This window comes from Corynebacterium sp. LK28 (assembly GCF_014335105.1).
Lineage (GTDB): Bacteria > Actinomycetota > Actinomycetes > Mycobacteriales > Mycobacteriaceae > Corynebacterium > Corynebacterium macclintockiae.
Map to the genome: position 1 here is coordinate 21,837 of NZ_PDGZ01000015.1, position 21,904 is coordinate 43,740.

Annotated in this window: 19 protein-coding genes; 4 read left to right on the plus strand and 15 right to left on the minus strand. The window is 63.4% G+C overall.

Features of this window, described 5'->3' with window-relative positions; all coding sequences use genetic code 11:
• Window positions 1-67: 67 nt before the first annotated feature.
• From purM to CRD15_RS09705, 3 genes are all read right to left on the minus strand, one after another.
• Complete coding sequence (gene purM, locus CRD15_RS09695; RefSeq protein ID WP_034980905.1) at window positions 68-1,162, minus strand: phosphoribosylformylglycinamidine cyclo-ligase; 1,095 nt, start codon at window positions 1,160-1,162, stop codon at window positions 68-70.
• On the minus strand, window positions 1,159-2,646 hold the full coding sequence (gene purF, locus CRD15_RS09700; protein ID WP_141746988.1) for an amidophosphoribosyltransferase: 1,488 nt from the start codon (window positions 2,644-2,646) through the stop codon (window positions 1,159-1,161). The genes purM and purF overlap by 4 nt, the downstream gene beginning before the upstream one ends.
• A 99-nt stretch (window positions 2,647-2,745) precedes the next feature.
• Complete coding sequence (locus tag CRD15_RS09705; protein WP_080716644.1) at window positions 2,746-3,126, minus strand: sterol carrier family protein; 381 nt, start codon at window positions 3,124-3,126, stop codon at window positions 2,746-2,748.
• A gap of 65 nt (window positions 3,127-3,191) precedes the next feature.
• On the opposite strand from CRD15_RS09705, the gene CRD15_RS09710 reads away from it, so the two are divergent.
• Window positions 3,192-4,271, plus strand: coding sequence for an acyl-CoA thioesterase (locus CRD15_RS09710; protein ID WP_080561488.1), 1,080 nt, complete (start codon window positions 3,192-3,194; stop codon window positions 4,269-4,271).
• Between the two features lie 84 nt (window positions 4,272-4,355).
• On the opposite strand, the gene purL is transcribed toward CRD15_RS09710, so the two are convergent.
• The 10 genes from purL to purD form a co-directional block, all read right to left on the minus strand.
• Window positions 4,356-6,803 carry a phosphoribosylformylglycinamidine synthase subunit PurL gene (purL, locus tag CRD15_RS09715; protein ID WP_187402422.1) on the minus strand — a complete coding sequence of 816 codons (2,448 nt, stop codon included), beginning with the start codon at window positions 6,801-6,803 and terminating at the stop codon, window positions 4,356-4,358.
• 31 nt (window positions 6,804-6,834) lie between these two features.
• Window positions 6,835-7,506, minus strand: coding sequence for a phosphoribosylformylglycinamidine synthase subunit PurQ (gene purQ, locus CRD15_RS09720; protein WP_005296661.1), 672 nt, complete (start codon window positions 7,504-7,506; stop codon window positions 6,835-6,837).
• Window positions 7,507-7,782, minus strand: a complete 276-nt coding sequence (gene purS / locus CRD15_RS09725) for a phosphoribosylformylglycinamidine synthase subunit PurS (RefSeq protein WP_034966374.1) — start codon at window positions 7,780-7,782, stop codon at window positions 7,507-7,509. It abuts the gene before it with no gap.
• A gap of 81 nt (window positions 7,783-7,863) precedes the next feature.
• Entirely contained in the window at window positions 7,864-8,598 is a 735-nt protein-coding gene (locus CRD15_RS09730) for a DUF2334 domain-containing protein (RefSeq protein ID WP_034966376.1), read from the minus strand.
• A 121-nt stretch (window positions 8,599-8,719) separates the two neighbouring features.
• A complete protein-coding gene (locus CRD15_RS09735; protein ID WP_034992224.1) occupies window positions 8,720-10,924 on the minus strand; it encodes a S9 family peptidase in 2,205 nt (734 codons plus the stop codon).
• A 34-nt stretch (window positions 10,925-10,958) separates the two neighbouring features.
• Window positions 10,959-11,852: a phosphoribosylaminoimidazolesuccinocarboxamide synthase gene (locus CRD15_RS09740; RefSeq protein WP_034980899.1), complete on the minus strand. Its 894-nt coding sequence runs from the start codon at window positions 11,850-11,852 to the stop codon at window positions 10,959-10,961.
• Between the two features lie 141 nt (window positions 11,853-11,993).
• The gene (gene purB / locus CRD15_RS09745; RefSeq protein WP_034992222.1) at window positions 11,994-13,424 is read right to left on the minus strand and encodes an adenylosuccinate lyase; all 1,431 of its coding nucleotides are present in this window, start codon (window positions 13,422-13,424) and stop codon (window positions 11,994-11,996) included.
• 29 nt (window positions 13,425-13,453) lie between these two features.
• Window positions 13,454-14,113 carry a TrkA family potassium uptake protein gene (locus tag CRD15_RS09750; RefSeq protein WP_034992220.1) on the minus strand — a complete coding sequence of 220 codons (660 nt, stop codon included), beginning with the start codon at window positions 14,111-14,113 and terminating at the stop codon, window positions 13,454-13,456.
• On the minus strand, window positions 14,106-15,470 hold the full coding sequence (locus tag CRD15_RS09755) for a potassium transporter TrkG (protein WP_187402423.1): 1,365 nt from the start codon (window positions 15,468-15,470) through the stop codon (window positions 14,106-14,108). Before CRD15_RS09755 ends, CRD15_RS09750 begins: the two co-directional genes overlap by 8 nt.
• Before the next feature lie 89 nt (window positions 15,471-15,559).
• Entirely contained in the window at window positions 15,560-16,816 is a 1,257-nt protein-coding gene (gene purD, locus CRD15_RS09760; RefSeq protein WP_187402424.1) for a phosphoribosylamine--glycine ligase, read from the minus strand.
• A gap of 93 nt (window positions 16,817-16,909) precedes the next feature.
• Between purD and CRD15_RS09765 the strand changes: the two genes are divergently transcribed.
• Together CRD15_RS09765 and CRD15_RS09770 are read left to right on the plus strand one after the other, a co-directional pair.
• Window positions 16,910-17,347 carry an HIT family protein gene (locus CRD15_RS09765; RefSeq protein ID WP_187402425.1) on the plus strand — a complete coding sequence of 146 codons (438 nt, stop codon included), beginning with the start codon at window positions 16,910-16,912 and terminating at the stop codon, window positions 17,345-17,347.
• Window positions 17,348-17,437: 90 nt separating this feature from the next.
• Window positions 17,438-18,544, plus strand: coding sequence for a triacylglycerol lipase (locus tag CRD15_RS09770; protein ID WP_051891476.1), 1,107 nt, complete (start codon window positions 17,438-17,440; stop codon window positions 18,542-18,544).
• Window positions 18,545-18,581: 37 nt separating this feature from the next.
• Here the strand turns inward: CRD15_RS09770 and CRD15_RS09775 are convergent, their stop codons facing one another.
• Together CRD15_RS09775 and CRD15_RS09780 are read right to left on the minus strand one after the other, a co-directional pair.
• Complete coding sequence (locus CRD15_RS09775; RefSeq protein ID WP_187402426.1) at window positions 18,582-20,246, minus strand: cell wall metabolism sensor histidine kinase WalK; 1,665 nt, start codon at window positions 20,244-20,246, stop codon at window positions 18,582-18,584.
• A gap of 25 nt (window positions 20,247-20,271) precedes the next feature.
• Window positions 20,272-20,979, minus strand: a complete 708-nt coding sequence (locus tag CRD15_RS09780) for a response regulator transcription factor (protein WP_034966402.1) — start codon at window positions 20,977-20,979, stop codon at window positions 20,272-20,274.
• Window positions 20,980-21,172: 193 nt separating this feature from the next.
• Between CRD15_RS09780 and CRD15_RS09785 the strand changes: the two genes are divergently transcribed.
• Window positions 21,173-21,859, plus strand: a complete 687-nt coding sequence (locus tag CRD15_RS09785; protein WP_187402427.1) for a L,D-transpeptidase — start codon at window positions 21,173-21,175, stop codon at window positions 21,857-21,859.
• Window positions 21,860-21,904: the final 45 nt, after the last annotated feature.

Genomic DNA, 21,904 nt, shown 5'->3' on the forward strand with positions numbered 1-21,904 from the left:
TGGGAGCTTTTCATGGGCGAGTTGCCCCAACCCCGGCCCGCACCAGGGCAACCCGCGTAGTTAGCTTTTAGCCCTGCACCGGGGTGCGGTACTCGCCGGAAAGTACCGCGCCGGACTTGCCTTCTTCTGCCGGGCGTACTTCGCCAAGTCGCCATGCGTCGATGTGGCGGGCGGTCAGCATAGCCATGGCACGTTCGGCATCGTCTTCGGCGACGACGGCGACCATGCCCACACCCATGTTGAAGGTCTTTTCCATCTCCTCCTGCGAAACCTGGCCTTCCTCCTGGATCAGTCGGAAGATCGGACCCGGGGTCCAGGAGGAACGCTCCAATTCCGCGACCAGGCCCTCAGGAATCACACGGGCCAGGTTAGCTGCCAGGCCGCCGCCCGTGATGTGGGCGAAGGTATGCACATCGCACTCGCTGGCCAACTTCAGGCAGTCGAGGGCGTAGATGCGGGTGGGCTCCAGCAGCTCCTCCCCCAGGGTGCGACCGAGGGAGTCGATGTGACCGTCCAGCGGCAGCTTCTTGGTATCCAGAAGCACGTGGCGCGCCAGAGAGTAGCCGTTGGAGTGCAGGCCGGACGAGGCCATGGCGATCACCACGTCGCCCGGACGCACACGGTCCGGTCCCAGCAGGTTGGCCTCTTCGACCACGCCGACGGAGGTGGCGGAGACGTCGTACTCATTAGGCTCCATCACGCCCGGGTGCTCGGCGGTCTCGCCACCCAGCAGGGCGCAGCCGGCTTCCTCGCAGCCCGCCGCGATGCCCGAAACGATACTGGCGACGTGCTCGGGGACTACCTTGCCGATGGCGATGTAATCCTGCAGGAACAGTGGCTCGGCACCGCACACAACCAGGTCGTCCACGCACATAGCCACCAAGTCGCGGCCGATCGTGTCGTGCTTGTCCATCGCCTGGGCGACGGCCAGCTTGGTGCCCACGCCGTCGGAGGATGCAGCCAGCAAAGGCTTTTCGTAATTCCCCAGGGCGAACAGTCCGGCAAATCCGCCAAGGCCGCCGCGGACCTCAGGGCGGGTGGCCTTCTTCGCCAGCGGAGCAAAGAGCTCTACCGCACGATCGCCGGCCTCAATATCCACACCTGCGGCGGCGTAGGACGCACCTGCCGCCTGTGCAGGGGTGTTCTCTGGTTGCTCACTCATGGCTTAGTACTCGCTTTCTTAGCCTGTTGCTTCAGCATTGTTTCGACCAGCGCTGAATTCGGGTTGTCGCTCGGCATGCCTAGGGGGAACACGCCATCGAAGCACGCCGCGCACAGCTCGTCGCTGCTTTGTTGTGACGCCTCTATCATCGCCTCGGTCGAGACGAAGGCTAGGGAATCCGCATCGATTTCCTTGCGGATCCCTTCCACCGGGTCTGCGGCGTCAACGTTATTCGCAATGAGCTCGGTGGGCGAGGCAAAGTCGATGCCGTAGAAGCACGGCCACTTCACCGGCGGCGATGCAATGCGGACGTGAACTTCCTTCGCCCCCGCTTCACGCAGCATCTTGATGAGAGCGCGCTGGGTGTTGCCACGCACGATCGAATCGTCGACAACGACCAGGCGCTTGCCCTCGATAACCTCGCGCAGCGGGTTGAGCTTCAAGCGAATGCCCAGCTGACGGATCGTCTGCGAAGGCTGGATAAAGGTGCGCCCCACATAGGCGTTCTTCATCAGCCCCTGGCCGAAGGGGATGCGCGAAGCCTGGGCGTATCCCACCGCCGCCGGGGTGCCGGATTCCGGAACGGGGATGACCAGGTCGCCGTCCGCCGGGGCTTCCTCCGCCAGCTTCCGGCCGATCTGCAGACGCGCGCCATTGACCGAGCGGCCGCGGATCACGGAATCGGGGCGCGCCAGGTAAACGTACTCAAACACGCAGCCCTTGTGGGCGGTCTCGTCGAAGCGGCGGGAGCGCACGCCATCGCCGTCGACGATCACCAGCTCGCCCGGCTCCACATCGCGGACGAAACGCGCACCCACGATGTCCAGCGCCGCGGTTTCAGAAGCCACAACCCAGCCGCCACCTGCCAGCTGGCCGATGGACAGCGGCCGCACGCCCTGCGGGTCGCGCGCCGCATACAGCGTGTCGCCGTCGGTGAACAGTACACAGAATGCACCCTTGACCTTGGGGAACAGCTCCATCGCTGCTTCCTCCACCCCGTGACCTTCGCGCGTGTCGGCAGCCAGCAGGGCACACATCACCAGGGAATCGGAGGGGTTTTCCTTTGGATCCACCAGTCCCAGACGGGCGGCCTCCTGGGTCAGCTCCCGGTGATTCACCAGGTTGCCGTTGTGCCCCAGCGCGACGTCCGTGCCGTCGGGGGCCATGCGGAACATAGGCTGCGCATTTTCCCAGCTATTTCCACCGGCGGTGGTGTAGCGGTTATGCCCCAAGCCGATGTGCCCCTTCAGGGCCTCCAGCGACTGTTCGTCGAAGACCTGGCTGACAAGCCCCAGATCCTTGAACACAACGATCTGGTCGCCATCGCCCACTGCGATACCTGCGGCCTCCTGGCCACGATGCTGCAAGGCATAGAGGCCGTAGTAGGTCAGCTTAGAAACGTCCTCCCCCGGCGCCCATACTCCGAATACGCCGCATTCTTCCCGGGGCTCAGTTTCGCCCCGGTCGTCGAATGGACTCAGCAACGCTTCTGCCTCTGATTGAAATTCTTGGCCGTGAATGTTTGCCACTATCCCGACATTACTAGCCCATGGGCGCTAACCCAAAGGGATGGGGTTTCATCTTCAGATTCGAAACAGCGGAAGGTGCTCCGCGATGCTGGATGCCCGAGTTCCGGAGGTGTCGGCGTCCGAACCAAAAAGATCCTCTTCCCCAACAACCAGGCGCAGCCACGTCAACGGCGAGCACTGCACAACATTGGGAGGGGTACCGCGGCGATGCTCCAGCCCGGCGATGCATTGAATCGCACCGAAAGGAGGGACGCGCACTTCGACGGAATGGCCGGGCACAAGCTCCTCCAGCACCTTCAGAGACAGGCGCACAGCCGCCGCCACATCGGCGCGGGGCGGTCGGGGCTGATCGTCGGGAGAGCGTACCCACGGGGCTACTTTTTCGACGCCATGTCGAGCCTCGGCGGACAATTCCGGGCCGTGTAGGTGCTTCATACAAAAGAATTGTAGTGTTCGATAAAACACCAAGCTAAGGCGCACGTTAGTATTGGTCGTTGGACATGGCCGCGCAGCGCGAGGAACCAAAGGAACAAGAGGAAGGTAGCGACGTGACGGATAGCACGAACAGCACGGACAACACGGCAGAGGCACCACAAGAGCGCAGCCCAAAGGTGACGCTGCGCTTCCTAGCCGCCCCGACAGACGTGCTGATGGCCGGCGCCATGGGCGTGCACGGTGGTCGCGTGCTGGAGTGGATCGATAAGGCAGCCTATGCGTGCGCCGTGGGCTGGGCACAGTCCTACTGCGTGACCGCTTACGTGGGGCACATTCACTTCACCCGTCCGATCCCCTCGGGCCACATGGTGGAGGTGCGCAGCCGTATCGCCTACACCGGTCGTAGCTCCATGCACATCGTCAACGAGGTGCTGTCCGCGGACCCGCGCGAAGGCGTATTCACCCGCGCCTGCGACTGCCTGGTGATCTTCGTGGCGCTGGACGAAAACGGCAAGTCCAAGCAGATCCCCACCTACGTTCCCACCACCGACGAAGAAAAGCGTGTGGAAGACGCTGCGCTGTCCCGCATTCAGCTGCGCAAGGCCATCGAAGAGGAAATGCTGCGCCAGACCTACACCGACAAGTCGACTGCGCCGGAGCTGGTGAACCGCTTCCTGGCCAAGCCGACCGACGTGAACTGGGGCGGCAACGTCCACGGTGGCACGGCAATGGAGTGGATCGACGAAGCCGCCACGGCCTGCACCATGCAGTGGACGGGCGAGCGCACCACCGCGGTCTACGCCGGCGGCATTCGCTTCTACCGTCCCGTGCACATCGGCGACCTCGTGGAAGTGGACGCGCGCCTGGTGCGAACCGACGAACGCTCCATGACGGTGATGGTGCACCTGCGTGCAGGCGATCCGCGCGAGGGCAAGGGCAACCTGCCGGTCGCCATCCACGCCTCTATGACGTATATCGCGATCGACCTGGACGGAAACCCTCTGCAGGCCCGCCAGTACACGCCGGTAACCAACGAGGACAAGCGCCTGGAGGAGCACGCAGCAACGCTGCGCAACCTGCGTAAGGAATTCCTGCCGCGACCGCTGGTGAGCCCCAGCAACCGCGACTTCCGCTTCGTAGAGTAAAGCGCGGCGGCAAAACGCCACAGCACAAGTCAAGGGGCCCGCAACCATTTGGTCGTGGGCCCCTTGATTACTTGTCGCGGCTACCTAGATCACAGAATTGTTGCCGGCCGCGTGGCTAAACAACGTGGGCAGGGTGGACTTCCACGCCGTCTCGGCCTCTTCCAGCGAGATGACGATGTCGAAGTCATCATCATGCTGCTTGGCCGGGTCGAGCTCGATCTCCCCGCCGAACGGCAGCACCGGGTACACGCCGGAGCCGAAACGGATGATCGGCTGACCAGCTGCGTCACTGACACCGGTCAGGCCGATCCACCCGCCGGTCAGGCCGGTCTCGGCCAGGTCGCGCATCAGATCGCCGTAGTCCTCGCTGCGCACGGCCAGCAGGACGCGGGACGCGGTCTCGGAGAACAGGCCAACCGCCGCCTGCTGTGCCAGCGTGCGGCCCTGCGCGACAGCAGATTCGTGCTGGCTGAGCATCGGGTTCACAGCCATTCCCCGACCGGACTGGATTGCCAGCTCCACAACGGCCTGCGACAAGCCGCCCTCGGAAAGGTCGTGGGCGGCGACTATCTTGTCGCGCTGGTCAGTGATGAAGGCGCCCAGGCGCTGTTCCACGGACAGGTCAACCTGCGGGGGCAGGCCGGCCAGCTCGTCGTGAACAACCTGCTGCCAGATGGAACCGCCGAGCTCCTCGCGGGTCTCCGCGCCCACCAGAACCAGGTGGTACTGTTCCTGGCTCTCGTCGCCGCCGGCCTCGGCGCCAGCACCAGCCTGCTTCGGCAGCTGCTGCGGGATGCGGCGAGCACAATCGTCGATGGTGCCCAGCACTGCGATAACCGGGGTCGGCAGGATAGCGGTATCGCCGGTCTGGTTGTAGAACGAAACGTTGCCGCCCGTCACCGGGATGCCCATTTCCTTACAGCCATCGGCCAAGCCATGCACAGCCTCACGGAACTGCCACATCACGCCCGGGTCCTCCGGGGAGCCGAAGTTCAGGCAGTTGGAGACCGCCACGGGGGTCGCACCCGTGACGGAGACATTGCGGTATGCCTCGGCCAGCGCCAACTGTGCGCCGGTGCGCGGGTCCAGGCGGGTGTAACGGCCGGAGGCGTCAGTAGACACGGCGATGCCGCGCCCGGTCTCCTCGTCGATGCGCAGCACGCCTGCGTCCGCATCCTTGGCGGAGACAGTGTTGCCGCGTACGTAGCGGTCGTACTGCTCGGTGATGAACTCGCGGGAGCACAGCGCCGGGGAGGCCGCCAGATCCAGGATCTGGCTACGCACTTCCTGTGCGGTCTCCGGCAAGTCCACACCGCGGGTTTCGTTCAATTGATCCTGCTCGGCCGGGCGCTCGTAGGGGCGCTCGTATACCGGGCCCTCCTCGGCCATGGTGTGCGCGGACGCGTCCACCACAATCTCGCCACGGTGCTCGATGACCAGGTGCTCGCCGTCGGTCACGCAGCCGATGTCGGAGGCCAGGACGTCCCACTTGCGGCAGATCTCCATGAACGCATCCACGTTCTCCGGGGTCACGACGGCGCACATGCGCTCCTGGGACTCGGAAGACAGGATCTCCGCGGCGGTCATGCCCTCGGCGCGCAGGTGAACGTTGTCCAGGTTGATGTGCATGCCGCCGTCACCGGCGGAGGCCAGCTCTGCAGTGGCGCAGGAAAGACCAGCGCCACCGAGATCCTGAATGCCGACGACCACGCCAGCGCGGTACAGGTCCAGGCAGCACTCAATCAGTACCTTCTCCGCGAAGGGGTCGCCCACCTGCACGGCGGGCAGCTTGCGCTCCGCACCCTCCTCGAAGGTGTCGGAGGCCAGCACGGATACGCCACCGATGCCATCCAGGCCCGTGCGGGAGCCGAAAAGAATCACTCGGTTGCCCTTGCCAGAGGCGAAGGCCAACTTCAGATCTTCGGTCTTCAAAGTGCCCACGCACAGTGCATTGACCAGCGGGTTACCCGCGTAGGTGGCGTCAAAAACAGTCTCACCGCCGATGTTCGGCAGCCCCAGAGAGTTGCCGTAACCACCCACACCCGCGACCACGCCGGGCAGCACGCGCTGAGTATCCGGCAGGTCGGCCGGGCCGAAGCGCAGCTGATCCATCACGGCCACCGGGCGCGCGCCCATTGCCATGATGTCGCGGACGATGCCGCCCACGCCGGTGGCTGCGCCTTGGTAGGGCTCCACGTAGGACGGGTGGTTGTGGGATTCGACCTTGAAGGTCACGGCGTGGCCATCGCCGATGTCGATCACGCCGGCGTTCTCGCCGATGCCGGCGAGCATCTTGGACTTCATCTCGTCCGTCGTGGTCTCGCCGAAGTAGCGCAGGTGCGTCTTCGAGGACTTGTACGAACAGTGCTCGGACCACATCACGGAATACATCGCCAGCTCCGCATCGGTTGGGCGACGGCCCAAGAGTTCCTTGATGCGTGCGTACTCGTCGTCCTTCAGGCCCAGCTCGTGGTACGGCTGCTCCAGATCCGGGTTGGCCTTAGCGTCGGCGACCGTGTCGTTGTGAATCATGGGGATCGGGTGCTCCTTGTAAGAAGAAAATTTAGGAAACGAGCGTGGACAGAACCGACTGGAACAGACCCAGTCCGTCAAGGGACGGGCCCGTCAGCGTTTCCACTGCGTGCTCTGGGTGTGGCATCAGGCCAACTACGCGGCCGTTTTCGCTGCACACACCGGCGATCGAGTTGCGGGATCCGTTGTGGTTCACGGCGTAGCGGAACACCACGCGACCTTCGCCTTCGAGGCGCTCCAGGGTCTCCTCGCTGGCCTGGAAGCGCCCCTCGCCGTGCTTAGACGGCACCAGGATCTTGGATCCCTCGGCGAACTGGTTGGTCCACGCGGTGGAAGTGTTTTCGACCTCTAGGTAAACATCGCGGCACACAAAGTGCAGGCCCTCGTTACGAGTCAGGGCGCCGGGCAGCAGGCCGGCTTCCTGCAGAATCTGGAAGCCATTGCAGATGCCCAGCACTGGGGTGCCCCGCTCCGCGGCAGCCACTACGGACTTCATGGCCGGGGCGATGGAAGCGATGGCGCCGGCGCGCAGGTAGTCGCCGTAGGAAAAACCGCCGGGTACGACTACGGCGTCAACGTTCTTCAGATCCTCGTCAGCGTGCCACAGCTCCACTGGCTCCGCCCCCGCCAGGCGCACGGCGCGCACGGCATCGACGTCATCCAAGGTGCCAGGGAAGGTGATTACTCCGATGCGGCTGGTCACTTACTTTGCCTCCACATCCGCGCCGCCTGCCACGGCTTCTGCACCCTCTACGACTACCTCGTAGTCCTCGATCACGGTGTTGGCCAGCAGGTCGGAGGCGATCTTTTCCAGGTCTTCGCGCGAGACAGCCTCGCTGACCTCCAGCTCAAAGCGCTTCCCCTGGCGCACGTCCTCTACCCCACTGATACCGATGCGACCCAGCGCACGGACAACGGCCTGACCCTGCGGGTCGAGGATTTCCTTCTTGGGCATGACGTTGACGACTACACGAGCCATGGCTTCTATATTCTCCCAGCTTTACGGTATTTTTCGGAAGGTATTTACCGCCCCATGGTAACACTGCGAAGTGGCAGGTTTTTAAGCCACAGATACCTGCTGCCGATCGACGTAGTCACAGTAGTTCGCTGGCTGGTAGCCACTGTCCCGCAGCAGCTCGAGAATGCGCAGCATATCGCCCGCTACGTCGTCCTTATCTGCCTTTGCTGCGCTGATCGACAAGCGGATGTCTTTGCCCTTCGCCGCGCCCCGTCGCACGCTGTTGAGTACGTTACGACGCCACCACTTCACCGAACCAAACCCATCCCCAAAAGCGAGCACGCGCACCTGGTGGCGGTTGTCATTAGTGAGGTCACGGATGGTGTAGGCATCCGCCGCCACCTCCAGGCCAACCTTGGCGGCAGCTTCTAGAGCGTCTTCCGACGCCAACCAGCGGGTCGGCGCGAACACCTTCGGCGCCAATCCCAGCGCGTCCAGCTGACGGGTGGCTGCGGAGAGGCGCAGCGTAGCCTCGTGCCGGCCGAGCCGGTGGAACTCCCCCTTGCCGTGCGTTCCGCCCAGGGGCCCGAGCCCGCCGAGCAGGAGCTCGTGCCCGCGTGCAGCGGAATCGTGGACCAGCTCCAACGTCGCCCGGTCGTCCTTCAACCGCCAATCCGGTCCCTGAACCGTGAGCACCAGACCCGCATGGATATCCAACGCCCGGGCTGCATCGCGCATCTTCTCAGCCGCCGTTACCGTGCCCTGGCGCAACCCCGTGATGGTCAACAGCATTCGGGGGGCGCGCTGCGTGCCGGGGGTGGACTGTGCGGGACTCATACCTGAGTACACTGCCCCACGCAGGTGAACGGCAGGTAACGCCCGGCCGACTTTTGGCCGACTTCTGGCTGTCTACTTGTTAAAAGCTACGGCAAGACCCTCCCGGCAAGCCCCGGCCGTGTTACAGCAGCTCAGTGGCCCCCATCTTGTCGAGCTCCCACGCGGTTTCAAAAGCCGCCTGGCGCCACTTCGCGTAGCGGCCGGATACACCGCCGTGCCCGGCCTCCATGTCGATGCGCAGCAGCGTGTTGTCCGTGCCGACCTCGCGCAGCTTGGCCACCCACTTCGCAGGCTCCACGTACAGCACACGCGTGTCGTTCAGGCTGGTCACTGCCAGAATCGGCGGGTAGTTCAAGTCGGCGGAGACATTCTCATAGGGCGCGTAGCTGGCCATGTAGTCGTAGACCTCCGGGTCGTGGAAGGGGTCGCCCCACTCGTCCCACTCGGTCACGGTCAGCGGTAGCTCCGGCATCAGCATGCTGGTCAGCGGGTCGACGAAGGGAACCACTGCCTCAATGCCTGCGAAACGATCGCCCGCCATGTTAGCCACCGCCCCCATTAGCATTCCACCGGCGGAGCCGCCCTCGGCCACCATCTGCTCGCGGGTAGTCATGCCTTCGCGCAGCAGGTGGTCGGCCACTGCCACGAAGTCCGTGAACGTGTTGCGTTTTTCCAGCCCCTTGCCGTGGTCGTACCACAGTCGGCCCATCTCGCCGCCGCCGCGGACGTGCGCGATGGCGTACACCACGCCACGGTCCAGCATGGACAGACGGAACAGGGAAAAGCCCGGGTCGATGCAGTTTTCATAGGAACCGTAGCCGTACAGCAGCACCGGGTTTGCCTGCGTGATGTCCACGTCGGTGCGGTGAATCAGGGAAACCGGAATCCGCGCCCCGTCCTCGGCTGTCACCCATAGCCGCTGCGAGGTGTACAAAGCGGGGTCGAACTCCCGGCCGTCCGGGTCGGGCAGCACCTGCTGCTCCTTGCGCAGGATCTTCTCCCCCGTCGCCAGGTCGATGTCATAGATCCGCGGCGGGGTGGTGAAGGCACTGTAGGCCACCCGCAGAACCGGGCTGTCCCACTCGCTGTTGCCGACGGCGCCGACCCCGCAAAGCTCCCCGGGGAACTCGATCCGCTCGAACTCGCCGAAGGCCGGGGCGGAAGCGGTTCCGGCCGACGTGTCGGCGTCCCCAAGCTTCATGATGTAACTGGTCTCCAGCGCATTCTCCCGAGCTTCGAGGACAATGTGGTCGCTGAAAACATCCACACCCTCCAGGCGCACGTCGTCGCGGTGCGGTACCAGCGCCTGCACATCGTCCCACGCGGCGATCTGGCCGGTCGGGTGGTAGCCCAGCTCGCTGTTTACACCTGTCTTGTTGTGCAGCACCAGCCACAGGTCCTGGCCGCCCACAACAGCGTGATCCACCCCGTATTCCACATTGGCCTCGCGCGGGATTACACAGGTCAGCTCGGCATTCGGATCCTCCAGATCGAGGTACCATACCTCGCTGGTCACCTTCGAGCCCGTGTGGATCAACAGGTAACGCTCCGAACGGGTCGTCGCCACGCCCGCCCAAAAGCGCTCGTCGTCTTCGCGGTACACCAGCTCGTCTTTATCGACGCCCTCACCGACTGTGTGGCGCCAGACCTCGTGCGGTCGCCATGCTTCATCCACGCGCTGGTAGTACACGGTATTCCTGCCGACCCAGGTGGCGCCGTAGAAGACGTCCTCGATGACATCCTCCAGGTCCTCCCCCGTGGTGAGGTCGCGGATGCGCAGGGTGAAGCGCTCCGAGCCGGTCTCGTCCACCGAATACGCCAGCCGCGTGCCGTCCTGGGTCACGCTGGCCGCGCCTAGGCTGAAAAACTCCTTGCCTTCGGCTAAAGCGTTGCAGTCCAGGAAGGTCTCTTCGCCCGGTGCGGGGGTGCCGGGTTCGATGGTCGGCGGGGTCCAGTCGTCCTCGTTGGCGATGGGCAGGCGGCACATTGTGCCGTAGCTTTTGCCTTCCTCGGTGCGGGAGAAGTACCACCAGCCCTCGGAGCGGACGGGCAGGGACATGTCCGTTTCCTGCACGCGTGCCTTAACTTCCTCGAAGAGGCGTTCCTGCAGGGGCTTGAGGTGCTCCGTCTGCTGGAGGGTCCAGGCGTTCTCCGCCTCTAGGTGCTGGCGCACCTCGGAGTTGTCTTTGTCGCGCAGCCACTCGTAGTTATCAACGAATTCGCGACCGTGGAAGGTGCGTGTGTGCGGCACCTTCTTCGCAGTCGGCGGAGCCGCAATCGGGTTGTTGGCTGTCTGGGGCGCGTCGTTATTAGGCATACGCGCCATGCTACTAAGACCTAATGCTTGGGGCAGACAGTCCCTAGACGCACTGGCCGATCCAGTCGGAGAAGCGCTTGCCGGATAGCTTCTCGTAGGCCTCAATGTAGCGGGAACGGGTGGCCTCCACCACGGAACCCGGCAGCGGCGGCGGGGGCGTGCCCTCGGACTTGTCCCAGCCGGACTTCGGGCCGGTCAGCCAGTTGCGCACGTACTGCTTATCGAAGCTGGGCTGCACCTTGCCCTCCTCGTAGCCCTCGGCGGGCCAGTAGCGGGAGGAATCCGGGGTCAGCACCTCGTCGGCCAGCACTAGGGTGCCGTCTGCATCCAGCCCGAACTCGAACTTGGTATCGGCCAGGATCAGGCCCTTTTCCTCGGCGATGGCAGCGGCCTTTTTGTAGATGGCCAGGGTGGCATCGCGCAGCTTGTTGGCGAGCTCCTCCCCCAGTTCCTCGACAACCACGTCGAAGCTCACATTCTCGTCGTGATCGCCCAACTCAGCCTTGGTCGCCGGGGTGAAGATCGGCTCTGGCAGGCGGGAAGCCTCAACCAGCCCCTCGGGCAGCTCCACGCCACACACGCTGCCGGTCTCCTCGTATTCCTTCAAGCCGGAGCCCGTCAGGTAGCCACGGGCCACGCACTCGAACGGGATCATGTCCAGCTTCTTGCACAGCATGGCGCGGCCGAGGACGTACTCGGGGATCCGCTCATCGTCCAGCGCACCGGCCAGGTGGTTGGGAAAGTCGATCTCGTCAAAGAAAAAGGCGCTCACGGCAGTGAGCACTCGACCCTTGTCTGGGATCTCCGTATCAAGGACGTAGTCATAAGCACTAATCCGGTCACTGACAACCATCAACAGGTTGTCTTCGTCGACCTCGTAGATCTCCCGCACTTTTCCTGCGGAATGATGCTCGTACTCGCACAGTTCTGGACGCATGAGTAGCTAGTGTAGCCCTGTCCCCGGCTTTTGACTATTCATGACGAAAGCCCTGCGAGATTATTGTGTTTGCGCTGCTAAACCGCGGTCGTGACCCACCTCACGACCGCGGTGCTGGGGTACTACAGAATCACTGGGGCACTACAGAATCTCGCCCGGCGCGTAGGCAGCGGCCTCCGCGTGACGGCTGGTGACGCCCTCGATGCGCTCCAGTACCCGGGAAACCTGGGACTCGGCCGCGCCGATGAAGGCGTGACGGTCTGCCAAGGCCTCCTTCAGCTGTGCCTCGTCCAGCGGGAAGCGGTCGTCGCCGGCCAGACGCTGAACCAGATCCTGATCGCCGCCGTTCTCGCGCATGTTCAGCGCCACCGCCACGGCGTGCTCCTTGATCAGCTCGTGGGCGGTCTCGCGCCCTACCCCGGCGCGCACGGCCGCCATCAGGATGCGGGTGGTGGCCAGGAACGGCAAGTAGCGTTCCAACTCTCGGTCGATCATCGCCGGGAAAACCCCGAACTCGTCCAGGACGGTCAGGAAGGTCTCACACATGCCGTCGAAGGTGAAGAAGGCGTCCGGAAGAGCAACGCGACGAACCACAGAGCAGAACACGTCGCCCTCGTTCCACTGCGCACCCGCCAGATCCGCGGCCATGGTCAGGTAGCCGCGCAGCAGGATCTGCATGCCGCCGACGCGCTCGCAGGAGCGGGCGTTCATCTTGTGCGGCATGGCGGAGGAACCGACCTGGCCTTCCTTGAAGCCCTCGGTCACGGTCTCGTTGCCCGCCATGAGGCGGATCGTCATCGACAGCGAAGACAACGCGGCACCCACCTGCACCAGGGCACTCAGCGCATCCATATCCAGGCTGCGCGGATAAACCTGGCCGACGGAGTCAAAGACGCGGGAGAAGCCCAGGTTCTCCGCGATCGTGTTCTCCAGCTCCGCCAGCTTGGACTCGTCGCCGCCGACCAGATCCAGCATGTCCTGGCTGGTGCCCATCGGCCCCTTGATGCCGCGCAGCGGGTAGCGGCCCAACAGATCCTCGATGCGCTCCAGTCCCACCAGCAGCTCGTCGGCGGCGGAGGCAAAGCGCTTGCCCAACGTCGTGGCCTGGGCGGCAACGTTGTGGGAACGCCCGGCCATCACTAGCGACTGGTTCTCCGCCGCACGGCGACCGATGCGCGCCAGCACGGCAACGGCCTTATCGCGAGCCAACTGCAGGGAGCTAAAGATCTGCAGCTGCTCCACGTTCTCCGTCAGGTCGCGGGAGGTCATCCCCTTGTGAATGTGCTCCTGACCAGCCAACGCATTGAATTCCTCGATGCGGGCCTTCACGTCGTGGCGCGTGACCTTTTCGCGCTCAGCGATGGAATCCAGATTGACGTTCTCGATGACCTTTTCGTAGGCCTCGATGGCCTCGGCGGGCACATCCACCCCTAGGGCGGCCTGGGCCTTCATCACAGAGATCCAGAGCTTGCGCTCCATAATGATCTTGTCCTCCGGCGACCAGATGGCGGTCATCTCCGGGGAGGCGTAGCGGTTGGCAAGGACGTTGGAAATATTTTTCTTAGCAGGCACGCCCCCGAGTTTATGCGCAGCGCTGGCTTTTAGGAATCTGCGAACTTATCCAAGTCCTTAATCCGCCCCGCTGCAATCACCAGGTCGCCAGAGCGGATCACGTACCCCGCTGGTGGTGTGGAGAAGTGCCCCTCCGCGGAGCGCACCGCTACGATCGCGATCCCCCGCGGGGTTTCCTCCACCTTCCGCCCGTGCATGTGCAGCGGAGGCGCCAGCTTCGCCATGGCGAAGTCGCGGTCGAACTCGATGTATTCCTGCACGTGACCTGCGATAAGGTGCGCCACGCGCCGTCCCGTATCGCGCTCTGGCCGCACCACGTGGTGCACGCCGATCTGCGTGAGGATCTTCGCGTGCTGCTGGTTGTCGGCCTTTGCCCAGACGTTGGGCACCCCGAGATCCATCACGGCTGAGGCAGTAAGCAGTGACGCCCCCATGTCGGAGCCGATACCGATCACAACACGGTGTGCATCCTGTACACCAAGCTGGCGCAGCACGTCCTGGTCCGTGGTTTCCGCGATCACTGCGTGGGTCAGCAGCGGGGCGGCCTTGGCCACCACTACTTCATCCACGTCGATACCCAGAACTTCCACTCCGGACTGCACGAGCTCTTCGCCTAGCGCCATGCCGAAACGGCCCAGGCCGATGATGACGACGGGAGGATTGGTCGGGTGGGAAAAGAACTTAGCCAATGAACGGCCTTTCTACTGGGAAGGAATAGAGGCGTCGATTAGTACGGGCGGCCAACGCCGCCACCACGGTGATGGGGCCAATACGGCCGAGGTACATCAGCACCACCAGCCATATGCGGGCGAAATCGGGCAGCTCCGGGGTGATGCCGGTGGTCAGGCCGACGGTGGCGAACGCGGAGATGGTTTCGAAGGCGATCTGGTGGGAGTGGAACTGCGGCAGCAACAGCTGCAGCGCCATGATAGAACCGCCGACGATGAGGAAAGCCATCATGAACACAGCCATCGCCTGGCGCACGATGCGCCCCGGGATGCGCCTGCCCGCGACCAGCAGCTGTTCATCGCCACGCACCTCCGCGATCAAAACGGCAACTAGCACCGCGGCGGTGGTGACCTTCACGCCACCCGCTGTGCCGCCCGAGCCACCGCCGATGAACATCAGGAAGTCCGTCAGCATCAGGGATGATGGCCGCAAGTCCGAAAGATCCACCGAGTTGAACCCCGCGGTGCGCGAGGACACGGAGTGGAAAAACGCCGCCTGAACGGCCGACCATGGCGATAGGTCCCGCAGCGTGTTGGTCCACTCCATCAGGGCGAAGCCGATAGTGCCCACCGCCAGCAGGATCGAGGTTCCTACGAGGGTGAAGATCAACGTCAGCGACGGTGGGTGCTTCACCTTCGATCGCCACCTCGCCCGCAGTTCCAGCAGCACGGGGAAGCCCAGGCCACCGACGATAATGCCGAGTGCGATCGGCAGGATGATCCCCGCATCGTTGACGTAGGGCACCAGGTTGTTGGAGCGCAGGCCGAAGCCCGCGTTGTTGAACGCCGAAATGGAGTGGAATACTCCCTCCCACACGGCAGGCAGGAAACCGTAGCCGTATTCCGCAGCGAAGCGGAAGGTCAGCACGATCGCGATGACCAGCTCGGTCGCCAGCGAGAAGCCGATGGTGCCGAAGATGATGGTGCGGATCTCGCCCAGGTCCCTTCCGCGTTGTTCCGCGGCAGCTCGCAGGCGCCCTTTGACGCCCATCTGTCCAGCCAGAACAAAGCTCACCACCGTGGCGAGCGTCATGATGCCAAGGCCTCCGACCTGAATCAGCAGCATGATGACGACCTGCCCGAAATGAGACCAGTAGGTCGCGGTATCCACGACAGTAAGGCCGGTCAGGCACGTGGCCGAGGTAGCGGTGAACAGGGCGGTAGTAAACTCCGGGCTCTCCGGCCCGCTGCGAGAAAACGGCAACAGCAGCAGCGCAGTACCGGCGAGGATAAGTAACAGGAAGCTCACGGACACCAGCTGCGCAGGGCTGAAGCCTTGCCGGCTTCGCTGGCGACGTTCGCCTGAGTGTGCAATCACAAGGGGTTACCTTAAACCTCTTGCTCCTTATGCGAAACCCTTACACAATCTTGACACCCGAGTTTTGGCTCACACTGCTGCGCCGGAAACTAAATGGAGATGCGCCCCTCAACTGCGCGAAGGGCAATGTCGGAGCGGTAGTGCGAGCCCTCCAGCTCGATTCCCTGCAGGGTCGCATAGGCCTGTTCGCGAGCCTCCGCCAGCGTAGCCCCGGAGCCGATGACGTTCAGTACGCGCCCACCAGCGCTGACCAGCTGGCCGTCCTTGTCCGCCACACCCGCGGCCAGGATGCCGCGAGCCTCGCTGCCTGGCTCCGCGCCGGTGATCGGCTGGCCGGTGACGGGGCTGGCCGGGTAGTTCTCGGCAGCCAGGACGACGGTCAGCGCATAGCCGTCCTCCCACTCCAGCGGCGGCAGCTGATCCAGGGTGCCGGTAGCCACGGCGTTCAGCACCCCACCCAGCGGGGTCTTCAGCAGGCGCAGCACGGCCTGGGTCTCCGGGTCGCCGAAGCGGCAGTTGAACTCCACCACCGCCGGACCTTCGCTACTCCATGCCAGGCCCGCGTACAGCAGGCCATTGAAAGGCACGCCCTCGGCTACCATCTGCTGAGCCACCGGCTTCACAACGTCCTCGACGATTCGCTGCACTCCGTCTTCTGGCAGCCAGGGCAGCGGGGTGTATGCGCCCATACCGCCGGTGTTCGGCCCTTCGTCGTTGTCGTCCACTCGCTTGTGATCCTGCGCGGGCAGCAGCGGAACCACCGTCTCCCCATCCACTAGGCAGAACAGGGAAACCTCGGGGCCGTCCAGGAAGCTTTCCAGCAGCACTGGGTTGCCGCCGGCGTGCACGGCGTGGATGTGCTCCAGAGCTTCTGCGCGGTCGGCCGTGACCACCACGCCCTTGCCGCCAGCCAGACCATCGTCTTTGACAACGTAGGTGGGACCGAATTTGTCGAGGGTGGCGTCAATAAAAGAATCGCTAGACCCGACAGGAACAGCGACGGCCTCTGCTGTGCGGACCTTTGCCTTGGCCATGATGTCCTTGGCGAAGGCCTTCGAACCCTCAATCTGGGCCGCTGCTGCAGACGGGCCGAACACGGCGAAGCCAGCGGCGCGCAGCTCATCGGCAACGCCCGCCACCAGGGGAATCTCCGGGCCAATCACAACCAGGTCCGCCTGGACCTCCTGGGCCAGCGCCACCGGATCACCATCCGGGTGGAGGGTAGCCACGGCCGCCATGCCGGCGTTGCCCGGGCTGACGTGAACCTGCTCGACGGTCGGATCCTGGGACAGGGAATAGGCCAATGCGTGCTCACGAGCACCGCTGCCGATAACAAGAATGCGCATGGTTCCCCAGTCTAGCGAAGCCACAGACCACCACCGGCAGCCTGCATCCCAAGCCCCCACAACAGCAACGTTTAACGCGCTAACATCGGCACCATGGCTACGGTATTCACGAAAATCATCAACGGCGAGATCCCGGGGCGCTTCGTCTACCGCGACGAAAAGGTAGTGGCGTTTCTGACCATCGAACCTGCTGCATACGGCCACACGCTGGTCGTTCCCATCGAGGAAGTCGACCGTTGGACGGACATGGATCCGGCGACGTGGGCTCACTGCAACGAGGTCGCCCAACTGGTCGGCAAGGCTATCGTCGATACTTTTGACGCCCCACGCGCCGGCTACCTGATCGGTGGATTCGAGGTGCCGCACGCTCACATCCACGTATTCCCCGCATCCGATATGTCCGGCTTCAGCCTGCAGAACGTAATGCGTATGGACGAGACCGATCCGGAAAAGATGGACGATTCCGCCGCGAAGATCCGCGCGGCGCTTCTGAAGCAAGGGGTCGATGAGGCGAAGGTTCCCAACGCCTAAAAGCCCCTCTCAGGTCACCACCTGCAAGCACCTATCCGATCTCAGATCAGTGGACGTTTCTGAACAGTGGACAACGACAAATTAGATCCGATGGAACTTGAGCTGGACGAGCTCGCGGAGGTCGACCCTCCGGCGGGCACGGCCGTGGAAGAAGAACTAGCAGAAGAACCATACGACCCCGCCAACGCGGGCGACGTCATCGGTGGTGCGCCCGACTCCCGCGGTTGGCTTAGCCGCTTGGGCAGCGGGATGGCCAGCGGAATCTCCAGCGGAATCTCCAGCACCGGTCGCTTCCTGTGGGATATACCGTCGCGTGTCAGCCGCCCCCAAATGCCGCAGCTACGCGGGGCAATCCCCGATCCGCCTCTCGGCGCCCGCCAGGTCTCCCCCGGCTACGCCGACGACCTGTGGCAGGCGCGCCCCACCATCGATCGGCCGTATCCGGTGATCCTGATCCACGGCACGATCAGCTCAAAGAACGTATGGCAGAACCTGGTGCTGCGTCTGCGCGAGGACGATTTCGTAGTATTCAGCCCCGACTACGGCGTACACGGCACGCAGGACATCCCGACTTCGGCCCAGGATATCGGCGCTTATATCGAGCAAGTGCTGGCCGCGACTGGCGCGGAGGCCGTGGACATCGTCGGTCACTCCCAGGGCGGGTTGCTGGCGCGCTATTGGATCAATGAACTCGGCGGCGAGGATTACGTCCATCACCTCATCACCCTGGGAACCCCGCACCAGGGCACCACGCTGCTGGGCATGCTCGGCAGCATGCTCACCACGGACATGAGCCAACGGGTGGCAGCCGCCACGATCCGCCGAGTGTTCGGCGCGGCCGGTATGCAGCAGGTGATCGGCTCGCCACTTCTGGAAACCCTGGCAGCCTCCCCCGAAACCCGTAACCACATCCGCTACACCTGCTACGCAACCCGCAATGATGCGACGGTGGTGCCCCATGAAAACGCTTTCCTCGGTGACCGCAAGCCGTTGATTCCCGGCGACGACGAGGGGGAACGCCTTGCCGACAGCACTTCGGACGGCGACTCGGGCGAGGCGATCGTCACCAATTACTTCCTGCAGGACCTTGGCGTATCCAAGTGCAAGCACGAGGAGTTGCCGACGAACCCCGACGTCCAGGACATAGTCCACCTAGCGCTGTTGGATGGGCTGGAAGAGCACGATACGGAGGTCTAGCGCGTCAGCTCGTGGGCCTGACCACGCTTGCCCCGAGCTACTCCGTTTCGGATGCCTCCGGCAGTTCGATCCGGAAACGCGTCCCCTCGCCTTCCACGCTGTGCACTGAAATGGAACCCCCGTGGGCCTCCACCAGCCCCTTCACAATCGATAGCCCCAGCCCGGAGCCGCCGGACATGCGCGAACGCGAGACATCCGGGCGGTAGAACCTCTCAAACAGGTGCGGCAGGTCCTTGGCCGGGATCCCTTGGCCGTTGTCCTCCACGTCCACGATCACTCGGTCGTCGGTCTTGTCTAGGCGCAGGGTCACCTCTGCGTCATCGCCGGCGTGTCGCAGAGCATTGGTCAGCAGATTGCTAAAGACCTGGTGCAGGCGGTTCACATCTCCGACGACGATCGGCACCTCACCGGTTTCGTTTACGACCTGCACCGTGCGATTCGGGAACCCGGCGCGCGCCGACTCTGCCGATTCCAGCACCAGCTCCAGCATGTCGACACGCTTCTTCGCCAGCGGGCGCCCCTCGTCCATGCGGACCAGGGCTAGGAGGTCCTCGACCAGCAGACTCATGCGACTGGCCTCTTCAGAAATGCGGTCGATGACCATGGGGGCGTCATCAGTAGCACCCGATTGGTACAGCTCCGCATAGCCGCGCACAGAGGTCAACGGCGTGCGCAGCTCGTGCGAAGCATCTCCGATGAAGCGGCGCATTGACGCTTCCGACCTGCGCGCTTGCCTCTCCGAGGCACCGATAGCGACGAAGGCCGATTGGATCTGCGCCAGCATCTTGTTGAGCGCCAACGACAGTCGACCGACCTCGGTATTGGGCCGCCAGTTCGGCACGCGCTGCCCCAGGTCGCCGTTCGAAATTTTGGACGCCGTCAGCTCCACCTCATTCAACGGGCGCAACGCACGACGAACCAGATACATCGATGCCAGAATGACGAGCCCGACGACCGTCAGGCCAATAATGACTTGGAGGAGGACAAGGCGCGAAATGATGTGCTCTTCTTCCTCCAAAGGCAACGCAACGATGGTGATCGTGCCATCGTCATTGCGGAAGCTGGTGGCACGCCAGCTAATGTTCGCACCCGAGCCTTCCCGAGAGCCGACGGTGACGGGCAAGGTCGGCTTGCCCAAGCCGCGGATCTCCGGGCGGGCAGTCATGGGCGAGTTGAAGTACTCGTAGGAGATCTGCTCGTCGACCACCAGAACATAGAAGTCGCTGGGTGGGCGCGTGACACCGGTGACAGGGTTCGGTGGCTGCTGCTTACCTAGCACGTCTAGGCCACTTAGCCCAAGAGTGTCGGAGGAACCACTCAAACCTCCGGAACCGGAATCATCGCCATCGTTCTGAGTGCCATCGACCAAGCCCGAGCGGTGGGCCCAGCCATTGGTTGCCTCATCCAGTTGTTCGTCCACGCGCTGGATCAGGAAGCGCTGCAGAGTGGTGGTGACGGATACGCCAGATACGGACAATCCCATGGCCACCAGCACCGCAATGACCACGACCAGGGAAACCCGCAGCGGATAGTGGGAAAGAAAGTGCCCCGGATGGCTCGTTGTGACGGCGACTGCGGATCCGTGGGCATCATTCGATTTCACCGGCGGTTCGGGCTGCTCGAGCTGTTCGGGCTCGCGCTGTGCAGACACAGACGGCGGGGTCTGATTAGGCGACGACGGTGACGAGGCGGAAGGAAACATAGACGGAAATGTGGCTCACGCGAGGTTAAACGCGGGGCTTGCGCAGTACATACCCCACACCGCGAACGGTCTGGATCAGATGAGGCTCTTCCTTGTCGATCTTGCGGCGCAGGTAGGAGACGTAGGATTCAACGACGTTGCCGTCGCCACCGAAGTCGTAGTTCCACACGTGGTCCAGAATCTTGGACTTGCTCAACACGACCTCTGCGTTGACCAGCAAATAGCGGAGCAGCTTGAACTCAGTGGGCGATAGTTCGACAACTTCACCGGCTTTGGTGACTTCGTGCATGTCGTCGTCGAGGGTGATGTCCTCATAGGTAATCAGGCTGGATTCCTGCTCTTCTTCCGGGGTAACGCGGCGCAGGATTACCCGCAGGCGGGTAATAACTTCCTCCAGGCTAAAGGGCTTCGTCACATAATCATCGGCACCGATGGTCAGTCCGTGAATGCGATCCTCCACGCCGTCCTTGGCGGTCAGGAAGAGAACTGGCGCCTCGTGCCCAGCGGCGCGGAGCTTATTTAGCAGGGTGAAGCCGTCCATGCTGGGCATCATGACGTCCAGGATGAAAGCATCCGGCTTGTAGGTATCCGCCAGAGCCAGCGCGTCCTGGCCGTTGTCTGCCGTTTCAACGTCGAAGCCTTGGAACTTCAGGCTGACTTTAAGGAGGTCTGAGATATTGGCCTCGTCATCAACAACGAGTACCTTCACCGGTTGGGCATTTGGCATGGTCATGCACCTCATTGTGCTGCATAGTGTTGGCGTCTATCTGCATGATAGCTGGGTGTTAGCTGTGAACCCCCTCGAGGATTGCCGCTACCGCAACAAGCCCTCAACAGGAACCCAACCTGCCAGTGTGCAATGCGACATGCGAATTAAATCGTGACTCAGTGCACCATTTTTGCTTTACACCCATTAAGCTGTGCCTATGACGAACTCTAATTCTCACTCTCGCTCCCTTCGCCGTCGCTTCGTCGCGCTCGGCGCCGCAACCATGATGGCCGCTTCCCTGGGCACCGGCGCTGCCTCCGCTGCCCCGCTCGGCTCCTCCCAACAGGACATCAACAGGGTCGTACTGGGCGCACACGACAGCATTCACAACGGAACCCGCGGCCTGCCTGAGCCCATCCGTGGCTCCATCAACCGCGCAGCGGATGACGCTACCAACTTCCTGGCTCCCGGCGCTCTAGCAGCCCGCGAGCGCGCAAACAAGCCCGCTCCCCGTCCAGCTCCGCCGAAGAAGCGCCCCGCACCGGCTCCTCGCAACAACCCCTGCCCAGCTAACGCCCGCGGTTGCGTGAGCCTGCGCGACCAGACCGCTTGGCTGCAGCGCGGCGGCAAGACCAGCTACGGCCCGGTGAAGGTCTCCACCGGTAAGCGTGGCTACGAGACCCCGAAGGGCTGGCACGTCATCACCCGCAAGGTGAAGAACGAGGTCTCCCGTACCTACGGCAACGCCCCGATGCCATACTCCGTGTACTTCACCAACAACGGCCACGCCTTCCACCAGGGCTCCCCGAACGTGATGTCCCACGGCTGCATCCACCTCGCTGCCCCGCACGCTCAGAACTTCTTCAACGCACTGAACGTCGGCGACCGGATCTACATCTACTAGTGTTCACTTTCTAGGTTCACTTTCTGGGTCTCACTGACCTAACCC

Excerpts from the sequence above, each read along its gene's own strand:
- purL (WP_187402422.1), bottom strand. The coding sequence starts at position 6,803 with ATGATTCACAACGACACGGTCGCCGACGCTAAGGCCAACCCGGATCTG.
- CRD15_RS09770 (WP_051891476.1), top strand. The coding sequence starts at position 17,438 with ATGGAACTTGAGCTGGACGAGCTCGCGGAGGTCGACCCTCCGGCGGGC.
- CRD15_RS09775 (WP_187402426.1), bottom strand. The coding sequence starts at position 20,246 with ATGTTTCCTTCCGCCTCGTCACCGTCGTCGCCTAATCAGACCCCGCCG.
- purD (WP_187402424.1), bottom strand. The coding sequence starts at position 16,816 with ATGCGCATTCTTGTTATCGGCAGCGGTGCTCGTGAGCACGCATTGGCC.
- CRD15_RS09735 (WP_034992224.1), bottom strand. The coding sequence starts at position 10,924 with ATGGCGCGTATGCCTAATAACGACGCGCCCCAGACAGCCAACAACCCG.
- CRD15_RS09710 (WP_080561488.1), top strand. The coding sequence starts at position 3,192 with ATGGCCGCGCAGCGCGAGGAACCAAAGGAACAAGAGGAAGGTAGCGAC.
- CRD15_RS09785 (WP_187402427.1), top strand. The coding sequence starts at position 21,173 with ATGACGAACTCTAATTCTCACTCTCGCTCCCTTCGCCGTCGCTTCGTC.
- CRD15_RS09740 (WP_034980899.1), bottom strand. The coding sequence starts at position 11,852 with ATGCGTCCAGAACTGTGCGAGTACGAGCATCATTCCGCAGGAAAAGTG.
- purS (WP_034966374.1), bottom strand. The coding sequence starts at position 7,782 with ATGGCTCGTGTAGTCGTCAACGTCATGCCCAAGAAGGAAATCCTCGAC.
- CRD15_RS09730 (WP_034966376.1), bottom strand. The coding sequence starts at position 8,598 with ATGAGTCCCGCACAGTCCACCCCCGGCACGCAGCGCGCCCCCCGAATG.
- CRD15_RS09705 (WP_080716644.1), bottom strand. The coding sequence starts at position 3,126 with ATGAAGCACCTACACGGCCCGGAATTGTCCGCCGAGGCTCGACATGGC.
- CRD15_RS09780 (WP_034966402.1), bottom strand. The coding sequence starts at position 20,979 with ATGACCATGCCAAATGCCCAACCGGTGAAGGTACTCGTTGTTGATGAC.
- purM (WP_034980905.1), bottom strand. The coding sequence starts at position 1,162 with ATGAGTGAGCAACCAGAGAACACCCCTGCACAGGCGGCAGGTGCGTCC.
- CRD15_RS09765 (WP_187402425.1), top strand. The coding sequence starts at position 16,910 with ATGGCTACGGTATTCACGAAAATCATCAACGGCGAGATCCCGGGGCGC.